We start from the raw sequence: 15,839 nt of genomic DNA on the forward strand, positions 1-15,839 counted from the left end.
TTGGAGGCTTTCATCTCCCTTGCTGCCAGCGGCGGCGCGCCCAGCCGATCGCCGCATCGCGCAGAATCGCCGGATGGACGTTGCCAGGGCTCGACCGGATGAAGATGCGGCGGGCGCGCTTCACGTCGGTGATGCCATAACGTCCGCGGCGCAGGCCGGAGCGCGCGATCTGCCACCACAATCTGTCCGCTTCCGACGGGGCCACCGACGGTGCCAGCGGCCCGAACACGTGCACGATGACCGCAAGCATGCCGCTGATTTCCCCCAGCGTCTCTGCGTCTGGCACCGGCAGCCGTGCGGCGGCATGGCGGCTCATCAACGCGCCGGCACGGGGCGCCGTATCGCCCATGGCGTCGGCATAGCGTATCGCAAGCACCTCGCCCGCGGCGGCGATCATGCGATCGCGGGTGTGTTTCGACACGCCGCCGGCGTGATGGCGGTAGCGGATCAGAGGCGCGTCGATCCGCGCGATCCGGCCGAAGGACCTGATGCGGTGATACAGGTCGAAATCCTCCGCGAACCGCACGGCGTCGCGCTCGAACGGGTCGAGCGCACGGGCGGCGTCGCCGCGGATCATCACGCTTGACCACACCAGCGGGTTGCACCAGCTCAGTCGCCAGTCGATCGTGTCGGGGTCGGTAAGTCCGGCGTGCGAGGCAACCGCGGGTAGCCCCCCTTCCCCGAACGGCTCCGCGGCCGACGCGACAAGGACGGTGTCGCGATGCGTGTCCAGAAAGGCAACCTGTCGGGCAAGGCGGTCGGGGCGGCACAGGTCGTCCTGGTCCAGCCCCGCGATATAGCGCCCACGCGCATGCTCCAACGCGATCGTGCGCGCGACCGCGGGGCCGCCGTTCGCGGGCGCAGCGACGATCCGCAGCCGCGGTTCGGGGATCGAGCGCAGGACGGCGAGCGTGTCGTCCGTAGAGGCATCGTCGACGACGACGATCTCGAAATCGCGGAGCGTCTGCGCGGTCAGGCTCGCAATCGTCTCGGTGATCAGGCGTGCGCCGTTATAGGCCGCGATGATGACGCTGACCTGCGGATCGCTCATTGTGCGACGCTCGCGGTCCTCGCCCCGCCCAACTCCGCCTCATCAGTCGCCCGCGCGAGCAGTTGATCGACGATGATGCGGCCGACATCGTTCTGCCACAGCCACAGGCCGTTGGCCTGGCCGCGAAAGCTGCGTTCGCCGCCCAGCTGGCCCGAAGGGACATAGCCGGCCGCCAGCCCGATCCCGAACGCGCCCGGCACCGGCGCCCCGGCTGTATCGACCAGCCGGCAGCGATCGTCCACCATCGCGCCATGGGTCGGCCCGTCGCTGCGCAGGCGGATCGCGCGCCCGCCTTCGTCGAGCAGCGGCAGGGCGTTGGGACGATAGCCGAAGGCGGCGACCACGCAGTCGGCGTCGTCCAGGATGCGCAACGCCGCGTCGTCGTCGGCCATGCGGTGCAGACGCAGGCGGGGATCGCCGCGGCGGCCGTTGATGCCCAGCGAATGGATCACCAGCTCCCGCGCCTCCAGCCGAAAGCCGGCGAGGCGATAGACGAATCCCGACACCGGGCAGATATCGTCGGCGGTGAAATCGTCATAGCCGTCGGCGCGCGCCGCCTCTGCCGAGGGGTAGAACGGCCGGAGCGGCCGACGGTGCAGAACGGTGATCGAGCCGGCGTTGAGCGCCAGCGAGGGCTGCGCCTTTAACAGGCGCGCGGCACAGGAAATGGCGCTGGTCGATCCGCCGACGATCGCGATCCGGAGGGGACGTCCGCGATCGCCGAGCAGGTGCCGCAGTGCCTCCACGCCCTCCTCGCGCAGCAAGGTGTCGGACTGGATCAGCCGGCTGCCGCAGCGTTCGACCAGCGTGTGGCCGGCGACCTTTTCCTCCACCAGGCGGATCGCGGGCTGGTGCCCGCCCGTGGCGACGACGATCGAACGGGCGGACAGCTCGACCGAGCTGCCGTCCGCGCGTTCGCGCGCCCGCACATGCCACAGGCCGTCCGCTCCATGGCGGGCGGAGACGACCTCGTGCCCGGTCAGCACCGCGCCGCCCAGCGCGCACAGTCGCTCGGACAGGACCGAGCCGAGCCGGTCGAGGTACGCACCCACCTTGGGCAGCGGTACGCCCAGCCCCCCGATATGCGCGCGGATCGCCTGCTCCTCCGGCTCGCCGGCGAGCGACAGGCCGGGGGGCAGCGCGGCGTCGGCGGTGAGGAAGGTTTCGGCGCTGCTGTCCGAGGTGATGCCATAGCGGCCGAGCAACCCCGCGCCGACGCGATCGCCGCGATCGACGATCGTCGTGCCGAGCGCTCCCATCTGCTCCAAGCGTCCCGCCTTTGTCGCTGCACACAGCAGCGCGGTGCCAGCCGGCCCTCCGCCGATAATGACCGCGGCCAGTTCGCGATCCGCGGGTACCGCGGCGGCCGCCCGGATGGGCCGCGGCATGGCGTCGCACACCTGGCCGAATGTCTGCGCGACGCGGTCGACGTCGGCGATCGTCATCGCGTCCGTGACCGGCAGGACAACCGCACGCGCGGCGATATCGTGCGTCACCGGCAGATCGTCGATCAGGCAGGTCTCGCGGAAGTGTGGCTGCTCGGCCAGATGCGGGCTGAAATAGGCGCCGGCACCGATTCCGCGCTCGGCGAGGCGCGCGACGATCGCGTCGCGATGCGGCGCCAGCGTGGGCGGCAGCAGCACCGGAAAGAACTGCATCGCCTGGCGATGCCCCGCGGGGCGTTGCAATGTGAAGCGGCCGAGCCGCTCGCGATAGCGCGCCGCCAGCGTTTCGCGATGCGCGGAAACGGCATCGATCTCGTCAAGCTTGGCGAGCGCCAGCAGCGCGGGAACCTCGGCCAGCTTGGCGTTCAGGCCCGGCAGCGTCGCGGAACGCGCGCCGTCGAATCCGAAGTTGGCCATCGAGCGCAACGCCGCGATCGTCGCCGCATCGCGGCAATAGACGACACCGCCTTCCGATGTCGCGAACGTCTTGGTCGCGTGCATCGAGAAGACCACCGGAAACGGCGCGTCGGTGCCGAAGGCCCGCCCCTCGGCATCCTGCGAGCCGAGCGACGCGGCGGCGTCCACCACCACCGCCAGATCGTGGCGACGCGCCAGCCAGGCGTAATGATCGAGATCGATGCTGTTCCCGAACGTGGCGTAGGGCACGATCGCACCGATGCGCCGTCCGTAGCGTTCGATCAGGCGGCCGATCGCGGCAGTATCCAGCGCCCAGTCGTCGGGATCGCAGTCCGCCAGCAACGGCGTGGCGCCGCACCACAGCGCCGCCTGCGCCGTCGCGGCAAAGGTAAAGGAAGGCATGATCACCAGCGACCGCGCCGGGTCGCGGCCGTGGAGCGCGTGCCGCAGCGCCAGCATCAGCCCCAGAGTCGCATTCGCCACCGCCAGACATGCGCCGCGCCCGCCGAACAATCGCTCGGTCATCTCCTGCTCGAATTGCTGCACCACTGGCCCGTTGTTGCTGAACGTGCCCGACGCCTCGACCGCTTCCAGTTGCGCGATCATCCGGCTGAGCCGTGCGGGACGCGGGGCGATAAGGGGCAGGTCCATCGAAAGTCCATTTGGTGGCGCGATGACGCGCGTTATGAGGCGTGGGACTTAAGACTTCGTGCCCGTATCGGCCGGGTTTTACTCATGGCGGGGATTGGGATGATCGAGCGATTGGTGACGATCATGGCGCGGTTGCGCGGACCGGGCGGATGCGAATGGGACCGTGCGCAGTCGTTCGCGACGATTGCGCCCTATACGATCGAGGAAGCCTATGAGGTGGCCGACGCGATCGAGCGTGGCGATCTGGCGGACCTGAAGGACGAGTTGGGCGATCTGCTGCTGCAGGTGGTGTTCCACAGCCGGATCGCCGAGGAAGCCGGCGCCTTCGCCCTGCCCGATGTGGTCGACGCCATCAGCGACAAGATGGAGCGACGCCATCCGCATATCTTCGGCGACGAGGTCGAGGGCGGCCACCACCGATGGGAAGAGGTGAAGGCCGCCGAGCGATCGGCGCGCGGGGCACGGAGCGCGCTGGACGGGGTCGCGCTGGGCCTGCCTGCGCTGGCGCGCGCCGAGAAGCTGCAGAAGCGGGCGGGACGTGTCGGTTTCGACTGGCCCGACGCCGACGGGCCGCGCGCCAAGATCGACGAGGAACTGGCGGAGGTCGCCGGCGCCGCGAACGATGCCGCGCGCAAGGAGGAAATCGGCGACCTGCTGTTCGCGGTGGTCAACTGGGCGCGGCATCTGGGCGTCGACCCCGAAGCGGCATTGCGCGCGGCCAATGGCAAGTTCGAACGCCGCTTCGGCCAGATGGAGGAGATGGGCGGCGCGGCGTTCGCGGGCATGGACCTTGACGCCAAGGAACAGTTGTGGCGCGCCGCCAAGGCCGCCGAGCACGGCTGACGGCGGGCGATCTCAGCGCGTGGCGAACCGTTCGTAATCGCTGGGCGCCATCCGCACCTCATAGGTGACGCTGGCGCCTTCCACGTCCTGTGCCAGCACCTCGCCATGCGCGTGGAGCCATGCGGCCCCCGCCCCGTCCCCGGCGTCGAGCGTCACAGAATAGCGTTGATGACCGGCGGTCAGCCGTTCGGCGACGTGGCGGATCAACGCATCGACGCCCTCCCCCGTCAGCGCGGACAGCGGGATGACGTCGTCGCGGCGCGCTGCCTCGACCAGCAGTTCCTCGCGCGCGTCGCCGCTCAGCAGGTCGAGCTTGTTCCACGCCTCGATCCGCGGAGTGGTTTCCGCGACGCCGACGTCGGTCAGCACCCCCTCCACATCCGCCTTCTGCGCGGCGGTGTCGGGATGCGCGACGTCACGGACGTGGATCAGCAGATCCGCGGACACCACCTCCTCCAGCGTCGCCTTAAAGGCGGCGACCAGCTGCGTCGGCAGTTCGGAAACGAACCCCACCGTGTCGGACAGGATCGCCTTGTCGATGCCGGGCAGCGCGATCTGGCGCAACGTCGGGTCGAGCGTCGCGAACAGCAGGTCTTCCGCCATCACATGGCTGCCGGTCAGGCGGTTGAACAGTGTCGACTTGCCGGCATTGGTGTAGCCGACCAGCGCGATCACCGGCCAGGGCGCGCGCTGCCGCCGCTCGCGATGCAGACCGCGCGTGCGGGTCACCTGCTCCAGCTCGCGCCGCAGCCGCGCCATCCAGTCGCGGATCAGCCGGCGGTCGGCCTCGATTTGCGTTTCGCCCGGGCCGCCCAGGAAGCCGAAGCCGCCGCGCTGGCGTTCCAGGTGCGTCCAGCTGCGCACCAACCGCCCCGATTGATAGTCGAGATGCGCCAGTTCGACCTGCAACCGCCCCTCCGCGGTCGCGGCCCGCTCCCCGAAGATTTCAAGGATCAGGCCGGTGCGGTCGATCACCTTGGCCTCCAGCGCGGTTTCGAGGTTGCGCTGCTGGATCGGCGACAGGCTGCCGTCGACGACGATCAGGCCGGCGTCCTCCATTCGCGCGCGCGTTGCCAGCTCTTCGATCTGGCCGGAGCCGATCAGCGTGGCGGCACGCGGGGTACGGACGCGGAACGATAGGCGGTCGACGACGACGACCCCGATCGCCTCGGCAAGGCCCGCGGTCTCCTCCAGCCTGGCGTCGGCGTCGCGCGACGAACCGCCCAGATCCGGGTAGACCACGATCGCGCGCGCGCCGCGGCTGAACTCGTCGCGGTCGCGCTCGAAACCGGTGCTCAAGACGTCATCCCCGCCGCTCAATCCTCATCCGCGACGCCGGCTTCCTCGGCCAGGTTCAACGGACGCGACGGCTGGATGGTGGAAACGGCGTGCTTGTAGACCAGCTGCGCCATGCCGTCGCGTTGGAGGAGCATGCAGAACAGATCAAAGCCGGCGATCGCGCCCTGCAACATCACGCCGTTGACCAAGAACATCGTCACCGGATCTTCCGACTTGCGCACCGCCGACAAGAAAATGTCCTGCAACTGCGGCTGCTTCTTCGGCTGTTCGGTCAGCTGGCCGACGATGCCGGAGACGTCAACCGGACCGGCCGGCATGATGGTGGAGATCGCATGCTTGTAGATCAGCTGCGACTGGCCGTCGCGCCGCAGCAGGACCGAGAAATTGTCGAACCAGGTGACGATCCCCTGGAGCTTCACGCCCTTGACCAGGAACATGGTCACCGGGGTCTTGGACTTGCGCAGCGCATTCAGGAACAGGTCCTGGAGCGAGGTCTGCTTGTCGGCCATGGAATGATATCCTTGTTTTTGGCGGGAGGTTCCCCGCGTGGCGCGCCGTTGCCGGCGTCGGGTACGTCGTCGTTGCGACCGGCCGAAAATAGGGACCGCCGTGTCCTGCGTCCAGACGTGGCGCGTGCGTTATTCCTCGCGCGTGTCGGTGATGCCCAACAGCTTCAGCTTGCGGTGCAAGGCCGAGCGTTCCATCCCGATAAAGCTGGCCGTCCGGCTGATGTTGCCGGAAAAGCGGCGGATTTGGACGCGAAGATATTCCCGCTCGAACGTCTCGCGGGCCTCGCGCAGCGGGGCGCCCATGATCGCGCTGGTCCCGGCGCCGCCATCCTGCCCGCCCAGCACCTCACCGGGAAGCAGGTCCAGGTCGATCCGCCCGATACGGTCGCCGGGAGCCAGGATGATCGTCCGTTCGACCACGTTGCGCAGTTCGCGCACGTTGCCCGGCCAGTCGTAGGACTGAAGCGCGACCAGCGCATCCGTGGCGATCTCCGGCACAGGCACGCGGCGTTCGGCCGCGTAATGCGCCACGAAATGCTCGACCAGCGGCGGGATGTCCTCACGCCGTTCGGCCAGCGGGGGGATCGAGACGGGAACGACGTTAAGGCGGTAATAAAGGTCTTCGCGAAAGCGCCCCTCCGCAATCTCGATCGACAGGTCGCGCGCGGTGGCCGATACGACGCGCACGTCGACCTTCACCACGCGCGTGCCGCCGACGCGGGTAAAGCTCTGGTCGGTCAACACGCGCAGGATGCGCGCCTGCGTCGCGGCGGGCATGTCGGCGATCTCGTCCAGGAACAGCGTGCCGCCATGCGCCTGTTCCAACAGGCCTGTGCGTACCAGGTCGCCGCCCTCCTCCATCCCGAACAGGTCTTCCTCGACGCGCTCGGGGCTCATCCCCGCGGTGCTGGCGATAACGAAATTGGCGTGCGCGCGCTGGCTCCAGCCGTGCAGAAGCCGCGCCGCAACCTCCTTGCCGACGCCCGCCGGCCCCATGATGAGCACGCGGCTGCCGGTGCCGGCAACGCGCTTCAGCGTGGCGCGGACGGCGTTGATCGCGGTGGAACTTCCGGTCAGGTCGGTGCCCCGCCCGGCTGCCGCGCGCAACGACGCCACTTCGGCGCGCAGACGCTCTGTCTCGGTCGCGCGTTCGACCATCAACAGCAGGCGTTCGGCCTGGAACGGCTTTTCGATGAAGTCGGCCGCGCCCTTGCGGATCGCGGCGACGGCGGTGTCCAGCGTCCCGTGACCGGAAATGACCAGCACCGGGATCGACGGATCGCGCCGCTTGATCTCCTCCAGAAGATCCAGTCCGTCGAGCCGCGATCCCTGCAACCAGACGTCCAGCAATACCAGGCTGGGGCGTCGCGCGGCGATCGCCTCCAGCGCGGAATCGCTGTCGCCCGCAGTGCGCGTGCCATAGCCCTCGTCCTCCAGCACGCCGGCGACCAGTTCGCGAATGTCGAGTTCGTCGTCGACGACCAGGATGTCGATCGGCATGGCGTCAGATCCGGTTTCTGGTGAGGGCGGCGATCGTGCGATCGTCGTCCTGGGAAGGCGATGCGTCGTTCGTCGCCAGCGCGTGAAGCTGCGCCGTATCGAACGACAGCGTGACAATGGTGCCGCCCTCGGGGCGGTCGGTGAAGGTCATCGTGCCGAAATGCTCCTCGACGATTTTCTTGACGATCGCCAGCCCCAGCCCGGTGCCGCGCGCGCGCGTGGTCATATAGGGTTCGACGATCCGGTCGCGCTCGACCGGCAGGCCGACGCCGCTGTCGGCGACGGTGATGACGGTGCGTTCGCCGGTCTCGGCCAGCGTCATCGTCACGATGCTTTCGCCGCGATCCGCCGCCTCGACCGCCTCCACCGCATTCTTGACGATATTGGTCAGCGCCTGGCCGATCTGGCGGCGATCGCACACCAGCGTCGGGCCCGGATCGCGATGGTCCAGCGTGAAGCGGATGCCGGGGTGCGCCACTTCATGCAGGAACATCGTCTGGCGCGCGATGTCGACCAGCGATTCCTCGCGGAACACCGGTTTGGGCATCCGCGCGAACGACGAAAATTCGTCGACCATCCGCCTGAGGTCACCGACCTGCCGGACGATCGTGTCGGTCAGCCGTGCGAAGGTGGTGTCGCCCGCCTCGATCTTGCTACCATACCGGCGTTGCAGCCGCTCGGCGGCCAGCTGGATCGGGGTCAGCGGGTTCTTGATCTCATGCGCGATGCGGCGCGCGACATCCGCCCAGGCGGCGCGGCGCTGGTCGGTCAGCTGCTGCGTGATATCGTCGAAGGTGATGATCGGCCCGCCGCCGTCTCGCGCGATGCGTAGCGCGAAGGTGCGCGGTTCGCCCTGCACATTGAGCTGCACGGTCGCCTCGCGCGCTCCCTTGTCGAGTAGCGGGGCGAGGTCCGGCGCGACCTCGGCCAGCGGGCGTCCCACGGGCGACGCCTCCAGCCCCAGCAGCAGCTGTGCCGAGCTGTTGATGAGACGGATTGTCCGGTCGTTGCCGTCGACCGAGATGACCCCCGCCGAAATCCCCGACATCACCGCCTCGATCAGCGCGCGGCGGTTGTCGAGCTGGGCATAGGCGGTGACGAGCGCGTTGTTCTGCGTTTCCAGCCGCGCGGTCATGCTGTTGAACGCGGTGGTGAGCGTCCCCAGCTCGTCGCGATCGAGCGTATCGGGCGCGCGGGCCGACAGGTCGCCGTCCTCCACCCGTCGCGCGGCGTCGACCAGTTCGCCGACCGGGCGCACCAGCCGGTCCGCAACCGCCAGCGCGATCCACACCGCGAAGGCAACGATCAGCAGCGAGACGATCAACAGCGCGGCGTTGAACTGCAACTGGAGCGAGCGCGCCTTGGCCAACAGCTGGCGATAGTTTCGCAGCGCCGCCTCCGCGCGGGTCGTCTGCGTCGTCATCTCCTTGGGATCGGTGACGCGCGCGGCGTACAGGTAGACGTCGGCCGTGCCGGGAAGGCGCGTGAATACCTGGATCCGGTCGCCGGTGATGACGACGTCGCTGCGTCGTTGATCCTTTTGCAGCCGTGCGATCGCCTGCGGCGTGATCTGGCGCGCGATGTCGATCTCGTAAGGATTGACGACCGCCAGCGTCTGCAGCCCGCCGCGCGGATTGAGCGCGAACAGCGCCCCTTCGGACAGGCTGCGGTAATAGACCTGTCGCCCGAAGAAATTGGGGAAGGCCGCGCCGTCGATCGGCTCCTCGCGAAGGAACGCGGACAGATCGTCCGCCATGGTGATCGTCGCTTCCTCCCACCGCTGGAGGATCTGGTCATAGGAGGCGCGCGTCAGCGAGGCGGCATTCTCGAACATCCCACGCGAGCGGTCGGAGTACCAGAATTGCACGCCATATTGGAACAGCAGCGACGCGAAGATCGTCACCAGCAGCGCCGGCACCGCCGCCACGATCGAGAACAGCAGGACGAGGCGGACATGGAGCACCCCCTCCCCGCCGACCGGCGATCGTGCCGCGCGGCTGCGCGCGATCCGGCGACCGAGCAGCATCAGCAGCGCGATCCCCGCGACCAGATTCGCAACCAGCAGCAGCGCCACGATCGGGGGAGCGAGAAGGCCATCGGCCCCGCCCTCTCCCTTGACCACGAAATAGCTGCCGATCGCCACAGCGATGGCGGCACCCAGTACCGTCAGTTCCACGACAGGCGTGACGACCGGCCAGCCGCCGGGGCGCAGCGTCGGACGCAACGAGGAAGGGGGCGCGGCTCCCGCGGTCATCATGTCATCGTTACAACATCCCTGTTGCATCGAGAACACATATTTGTGCGCTTCATCCGTCGGAAGCGGCACATGATCCCGTTGCGACCTCGATGCCGAGCATGTCCAGTCGCTTGCGCAGCGTGTTGCGGTTCAGCCCCATCGCGCGGGCCGCGCGCAGCTGATTGCCGCCGTGCCGTGCCAGCATCGCCTCGATCAACGGGCGCTCCACTTCGGCAATGACACGGGCGTACAGCGAGCCGTCATCGAGCGCGCGGGGCTCTTGGCGAGCCAGCCGCTCGATCATCGCATGGACGGCAGCGTCGATCCCCGCGTCGGGCACCGCATCCGCGTTAGGCGTGGCGGAACCGATCGTCGCGCGTACCTCGGCGGCGCCGATATGGTCGTCGCGCGACAGCGCGGCGAGCCGCCGCATCAGGTTTTCCAGCTCCCGCACGTTGCCGGGCCAGTCATAGGCCTCCAGCGCCGCGACCGCGGCGGCGTCGAGCGTCTTGCGCGGCAGCCCCGCTTCGGCGGCGCGATCCAGGAAGTGCCGCGCCAGTTCGGCGATGTCGCCGCGCCGTTCGCGCAACGCGGGCAGCGCGATGGGCACGACGTTGAGCCGGTAGTACAGGTCCTCGCGGAACTGGCCGGTGACGACTGCCTGTTGCAGATCGCGGTTGGTCGCCGCGACGATGCGCACGTCGGCGCGGATCGTCCGCGCGCCGCCGACCGTGGTGAACTCGCCCGATTGCAACACGCGCAGCAGCCGGGTCTGCGCCTCGAGCGGCATGTCGCCGATCTCGTCCAGGAACAACGTGCCGCCTGCCGCCTGTTCGAAGCGGCCGGCGCTGCGCTGCGCCGCGCCGGTGAAGGCGCCGCGTTCGTGCCCGAACAGTTCGGCCTCGATCAGTTCGCGCGGAATCGCGGCCATGTTGATCGGCACGAACGGCGCGTCCCGGCGCGCCCCCAGATCGTGGATCGCGCGTGCGACCAGTTCCTTGCCCGTCCCCGATTCGCCCGACACCAGCACGGTCAGGTCGTTCGACACCACACGCGCGATGACGCGATAGACGTCCTGCATCGCCGGCGAACGGCCGATCAGCGGCAGCGACGCATCCTCCGACGGCGTCGCCTCACCCGCATTGGCCGCCCGGCGGGCCAGCGCCGCGGCGACGGTGCGGGTCAGCGTGTCGAGGTCGAACGGCTTGGGCAGATAGTCATAGGCGCCCGCCTCGTTCGCGCGCACCGCGGTGGTCAGCGTGTTGCGCGCCGACAGGACGATGACCGGCATGTCGGGATGGTCGGCGACGATCCGCGTGGCATGATCGATGCCGTCCCCATCTGGCAGCACGACGTCGGTCAGCAGCACGTCGGGCGGGTGCGAGCGCATCTCGCGCGCCAGCTCCCCCAGGGTGGCGACCGCGCGCACCTGATGCCCGGCGCGTTTCAGGGCATGGACCACGACGGTACGGATGGCATCGTCGTCATCGACCAGCAGGATGCGGCCTGCGGTCACGCGCTGGCCCGGCGCAGGAGCAGGCGGAACACCGTCTGGTGGGGTTGCCCCTCGCGGGAATATTGAACGATTCCACCCATATCGCGGATCAACTTGTCGACCAGTGCCAAGCCGAGCCCCTTCCCTTCGGGTCGGCTCGACACGAACGGATCGAACAGATGCTCGGCGATATCGTCGGGGGCGCCGGGGCCGGTATCGATCACGCAGATCTCGATCGGCAGCGCGACTCGCGCGCCGCCCTTGCCGGTCGGCACGGTGATACCATGGCGATAGGCGGTCGCCAGCGTGATCCGCCGCTCGCCGCGATCGCCGAGCGCCGCTGCCGCATTCTTGAGCAGGTTGAGGATGATCTGAAGCAGCGCGTCGCGGTTGCCCAGCGCCTGCGGCAGCGAGGGGTCGAAGCGTTCCTCGATCGTGATCCCCCGAGCGAAGCCGGCCAGCGCGACGTCGCGGGCATGCGCCAGCAGCGGATAGATGTTGAGCGGCGCGGTTTCGCGCGGGCGGGTGTCGGTGAAATCCTCCATATGGTCGATCAGCGCGGCGATGCGATCGACCTCCGAGATCATCAGCCGCGTCAGGTCGTCCGCCGCCGCCCCGTCCGCGATCAATTGCGCCGCGCCGCGGATGCTGGACAGCGGGTTCTTGATCTCATGCGCGAGCATCGCGGCGGCCCCCACCGCGGAGCGCGCCGCAGCGGCGCGTTCGGAGGAGATGCCAAGACGGCGCGACGCCGCGGCGTTGTGGAGCGTGATCGTTCGCCAGCCGGGATGCTCCACGATCGCCGTCTCGATCACGTCGACGCGAATGCGTACCCCGCGGAACGTCTCCAGATCAGCGTCGAACGCGGCGAAGGCGTGGCCTTCGCGACGGGTCGCGGCCTCCGGCAACTTCAGGATGGCATCGACCGGCTGGCCGAGCATCGCGCGCTCGGACAGGTTCAGCAGCGTCTCGCATTCGGCATTGGCGCGCGCGATGCGATCGTCCGGATCGACGACCAGCACGGCGACGGGCAGCGCGGCGAGCAACTCCGCCTCGTCCGGGCCGCGCTGTGCCAGCATCATGCGCCGTCCCGCATCCGGTGCGGCGCGTAGAATTCCGCGAGCATCGCCTTGACGCGATCGGCATCGGGTTCCTGGTTCACCCTGTTGCGGAACTCGGCGGAGCCGGGGATCCCCTTGGTGTACCAGCCGATATGCTTGCGCGCCATGTTGACACCCGTGAACGTGCCATAATGGCTGAGCATCATGTCGTAATGCTCGGTGATGACGCGATATTGTTCGTCGATCGATGGATCGGCCATCCGCCCCCCGGTGGCCAGCCAGTGCATCACCTGCGCCAGCAGCCACGGGCGGCCATAGGCGCCGCGCCCGATCATGATGCCGTCCGCGCCCGACTGCGCCATCGCCGCCTCGGCGTCCTCGACGCCGCAGATGTCGCCATTGGCGATCACCGGGATCGACACCGCATCCTTGACCCGTCGGATGAAGCCCCAGTCGGCCGACCCCTTGTACATCTGGTTCCGGGTACGGCCGTGGACGGTGACCATCTGCACACCGAGATCTTCAGCGATTCTCGCCAGTTCCGGCGCGTTGAGGCTGTCATGGCACCAGCCCATGCGCATCTTGAGCGTCACGGGAGCGTCGACGGCGGCGACGACGGCGCGGATGATCGCGGTGGCGAGCGTGAGGTCGCGCATCAAGGCGGAGCCGGCGTCGCCGTTGGTCACCTTGCGCACCGGGCAGCCCATGTTGATGTCGATGATCGCGGCGCCCTTGTCGCGGGCGAGCTTCGCCGCTTCCCCCATCTCGTGCGGGGTGCAGCCGACCAGCTGCATCGATACCGGCTCCTCCGAGAGATGCCACGCAGCCTTTTGAAGAGACTGGCGAGTTTCGCGGATCGCGGCCTGGCTCGCGATCATCTCGGTGACGTTCAGGCCCGAGCCGTAGCGGCGGACGAGCGTGCGGAACGGCTGGTCGGTGACGCCGGTCATCGGCGCCAGCACGACCGGCTGGTCGATCGTCACGGGGCCGATCTGGATGGGAGAGAGCGCGGTCATCGGGGGGGAGCTGCCTTAAAAACAGGCAGGTAGGGGAAGCGAGCGGGTCTGGCAAGGCGCGTGCGGAACCGCTAGGCGGCGCAGGGATGACCCAAGTCGCCCTTATCGTCGCCGCCGGATCGGGCACGCGCAGCGGCAGTGCCGTGCCCAAACAGTTCGCCGATGTGGCGGGCCGCGCGATGATCGCGTGGAGTTACGACGCGCTGTCGACGCATCCGGCGATCGAAAAGGTGCTGGTGGTGATCGCCCCCGAGCACGAAACGCTGCTGAAAAACGCCGTTCCGGACGCCGAATGGGTGGCAGGCGGTGCGGTGCGTCGCGAGTCGGTCGCCGCCGGGCTGGCGAAATTGCACGGTGCGGAGCGAGTCGTGATCCACGATGCGGCCCGCCCGTTCCTGTCGCATGCGGTCATCGACCGCGTTCTGGGCGCGCTGAATAGCGCGGAAGCGGCTATTCCGGTGCTGCCCGTCGCGGATACGTTGGTCGATGCGCACGGCGGCGTCGTGCCGCGCGACGGATTGCACCGTGTCCAGACCCCGCAGGGGTTCCGGGTCGAGACGCTGGCACGTGCCCATGCGCAATGGACCGGCGGCGAGGCGACCGACGATGCGCAGATGGTCCGCGCACTGGGGCATGACGTGACGCTGGTGGAGGGCGATGCGATGCTGGAGAAGATCACCTACCCCGCCGATTTCGCCACCGCGGCGGCGCGCATCGGCACCGAGACGCGCAGCGCCAGCGGCTTCGACGTCCACCGGCTGGAGGATGGCGAGCCATTGTGGCTGGGCGGCGTGCGCATCCCGCACCACCAGGGATTGTCGGGGCACAGCGACGCCGACGTCGCGCTGCATGCGATCACCGACGCGGTGCTGGGCACGATCGCGGCCGGCGACATCGGCACGCATTTCCCGCCCAGCGACCCGCAATGGCGCGGCGCCGAATCCGGCCAGTTCCTGCGCCACGCACGCGCACTGGTGGAGGCGAAGGGCGGACGGATTACCTTCGTCGACCTGACCTTGATGTGCGAGGCGCCCAAGATCGGCCCGCACCGCGCCGCGATGCAGGCGCGGATCGCGGAACTTCTGGGCCTGACAACCGATCGGGTCAGCGTGAAGGCGACGACGACCGAGCGACTGGGCTTCACCGGCCGCGGCGAGGGGATCGCCGCGCAGGCGGTGGCGACCGTGACGCTGCCAGCGGGACAGGCGGCATGAAGATGCTGTCCGCCATCGCCGCGGCGCTGTCGCTGGTGGCCAGCCCGGCGGTCGCGCAGACCCGTTGCCTGAGCGCCGCGGATGCGGAATCGATCGCGCTGGTCGCGCTGCCCGAGATCATCCGCGACGCCGGTCGCGTCTGTTCCGCCCTGCCGGCGTCCAGCCTGCTGCGGCGGACCGGCGGCGCGTTTCTGGCGAAATACGATGCCGAGGCGGATCGCGCCTGGCCCGCGGCGCGCACCGCCATCGCCAAGCTGAGCGATCCGGCGGTGGAGATGCTGCTGATGAGCGATTATGCCCGAACGATGCTGACGTCCGTCTTCGCACCGCAGATCACGGGCCGTATCCAGCCGTCCGATTGCGGGACGCTGGACCGGCTGGTAACCTTGCTGGAGCCGTTGCCGGCGCGCAATACCGCCGGGATCGTCGTGGCGACATTGCAGTATCTGAAGGCCGAGAAGGCCAAGGGGCGGCAGAAGAGCATCCCCGACCTGCCGGTATGCCCGGCCCCGGAGGCGAAGTGACCGACACCACCCTTCCCGTCGCGCTGGTCGATGCCGCGCGCCGCGTCATCGACGCGAACCGTGCCGCAGGGCGCCGCATCGCGGTGGCGGAAAGCTGCACCGGTGGGCTGGTCGCGGCCGCGCTGACCGAAATCCCCGGCTCCTCCGAGGTGCTGGAAGCCGGCTTCGTCACCTATTCCAACGATGCCAAGCAACATCTGTTGGGGGTCAGCGGCGACGTGCTGGACACGTTCGGCGCGGTATCGATCGCGGTGGCGTGGAGCATGGCGCAAGGCGCGCTGGCGAAAAGCGACGCGGACGTCGCGGTCGCGATCACCGGCGTCGCCGGGCCGGGCGGCGGAAGCGAGAAGAAGCCGGTCGGAACGGTCGTGTTCGCGCGGGCGGAGCGCGACGCCGATCCCTCCGACGTGGTCGCCGACAAGCGGATGTTCGGCGATCTGGGGCGCGGTGGCGTGCGGTTGCAGGCGGCGCTATGTGCGCTTGACCTGTTGATGCCCGATACGCCCCCGACCGACGCGGAGAAATAGCTGGCGGGGACGGAGCGCGCCCCGACCAGCCGCGACCATTTCCATGGGCAC

At 68.9% G+C, this 15,839-nt stretch carries 13 protein-coding genes; 4 read left to right on the top strand and 9 right to left on the bottom strand.

Annotation, left to right across the window (positions count from 1 at the left end; translation table 11 throughout):
* Window positions 1-10: 10 nt before the first annotated feature.
* Both COA17_RS11510 and COA17_RS11515 read right to left on the bottom strand, forming a co-directional pair.
* Complete coding sequence (locus COA17_RS11510; RefSeq protein WP_096612566.1) at window positions 11-1,051, bottom strand: glycosyltransferase family 2 protein; 1,041 nt, start codon at window positions 1,049-1,051, stop codon at window positions 11-13.
* A complete protein-coding gene (locus COA17_RS11515) occupies window positions 1,048-3,564 on the bottom strand; it encodes a DegT/DnrJ/EryC1/StrS family aminotransferase (RefSeq protein ID WP_096612568.1) in 2,517 nt (838 codons plus the stop codon). Before COA17_RS11515 ends, COA17_RS11510 begins: the two co-directional genes overlap by 4 nt.
* Before the next feature lie 99 nt (window positions 3,565-3,663).
* On the opposite strand from COA17_RS11515, the gene mazG reads away from it, so the two are divergent.
* A complete protein-coding gene (gene mazG, locus COA17_RS11520) occupies window positions 3,664-4,407 on the top strand; it encodes a nucleoside triphosphate pyrophosphohydrolase (protein ID WP_096612751.1) in 744 nt (247 codons plus the stop codon).
* A gap of 12 nt (window positions 4,408-4,419) precedes the next feature.
* On the opposite strand, the gene hflX is transcribed toward mazG, so the two are convergent.
* The 7 genes from hflX to dusB are packed head-to-tail and all read right to left on the bottom strand — an operon-like array spanning window position 4,420 to window position 13,523.
* On the bottom strand, window positions 4,420-5,706 hold the full coding sequence (gene hflX / locus COA17_RS11525; RefSeq protein WP_096612570.1) for a GTPase HflX: 1,287 nt from the start codon (window positions 5,704-5,706) through the stop codon (window positions 4,420-4,422).
* Window positions 5,707-5,723: 17 nt separating this feature from the next.
* A complete protein-coding gene (hfq, locus tag COA17_RS11530; RefSeq protein ID WP_281253321.1) occupies window positions 5,724-6,305 on the bottom strand; it encodes an RNA chaperone Hfq in 582 nt (193 codons plus the stop codon).
* Between the two features lie 39 nt (window positions 6,306-6,344).
* Window positions 6,345-7,715, bottom strand: coding sequence for a nitrogen assimilation response regulator NtrX (ntrX, locus tag COA17_RS11535; RefSeq protein ID WP_066489730.1), 1,371 nt, complete (start codon window positions 7,713-7,715; stop codon window positions 6,345-6,347).
* 4 nt (window positions 7,716-7,719) lie between these two features.
* Complete coding sequence (locus tag COA17_RS11540) at window positions 7,720-9,969, bottom strand: sensor histidine kinase (RefSeq protein ID WP_082740979.1); 2,250 nt, start codon at window positions 9,967-9,969, stop codon at window positions 7,720-7,722.
* 52 nt (window positions 9,970-10,021) lie between these two features.
* Complete coding sequence (ntrC, locus tag COA17_RS11545) at window positions 10,022-11,467, bottom strand: nitrogen regulation protein NR(I) (RefSeq protein ID WP_096612574.1); 1,446 nt, start codon at window positions 11,465-11,467, stop codon at window positions 10,022-10,024.
* Window positions 11,464-12,528 carry a two-component system sensor histidine kinase NtrB gene (locus COA17_RS11550; RefSeq protein ID WP_096612576.1) on the bottom strand — a complete coding sequence of 355 codons (1,065 nt, stop codon included), beginning with the start codon at window positions 12,526-12,528 and terminating at the stop codon, window positions 11,464-11,466. The genes ntrC and COA17_RS11550 overlap by 4 nt, the downstream gene beginning before the upstream one ends.
* Window positions 12,525-13,523 (bottom strand): tRNA dihydrouridine synthase DusB, encoded by a 999-nt coding sequence (gene dusB / locus COA17_RS11555; RefSeq protein WP_096612578.1) that lies wholly within the window; start codon window positions 13,521-13,523, stop codon window positions 12,525-12,527. Before dusB ends, COA17_RS11550 begins: the two co-directional genes overlap by 4 nt.
* Window positions 13,524-13,609: 86 nt before the next feature.
* On the opposite strand from dusB, the gene COA17_RS11560 reads away from it, so the two are divergent.
* Genes COA17_RS11560 through COA17_RS11570 form a run of 3 tightly spaced genes read left to right on the top strand, consistent with a single transcriptional unit; the run spans window position 13,610 to window position 15,788 of the window.
* Entirely contained in the window at window positions 13,610-14,737 is a 1,128-nt protein-coding gene (locus COA17_RS11560) for a bifunctional 2-C-methyl-D-erythritol 4-phosphate cytidylyltransferase/2-C-methyl-D-erythritol 2,4-cyclodiphosphate synthase (protein WP_096612580.1), read from the top strand.
* Window positions 14,734-15,261 (top strand): hypothetical protein, encoded by a 528-nt coding sequence (locus COA17_RS11565; protein ID WP_176484881.1) that lies wholly within the window; start codon window positions 14,734-14,736, stop codon window positions 15,259-15,261. The genes COA17_RS11560 and COA17_RS11565 overlap by 4 nt, the downstream gene beginning before the upstream one ends.
* A complete protein-coding gene (locus tag COA17_RS11570) occupies window positions 15,237-15,788 on the top strand; it encodes a CinA family protein (RefSeq protein WP_066489748.1) in 552 nt (183 codons plus the stop codon). The genes COA17_RS11565 and COA17_RS11570 overlap by 25 nt, the downstream gene beginning before the upstream one ends.
* The last annotated feature ends 51 nt before the right edge of the window (window positions 15,789-15,839 follow it).

Origin of the sequence: Sphingomonas ginsenosidimutans (assembly GCF_002374835.1) — a bacterium.
GTDB lineage: Bacteria > Pseudomonadota > Alphaproteobacteria > Sphingomonadales > Sphingomonadaceae > Sphingomonas > Sphingomonas ginsenosidimutans.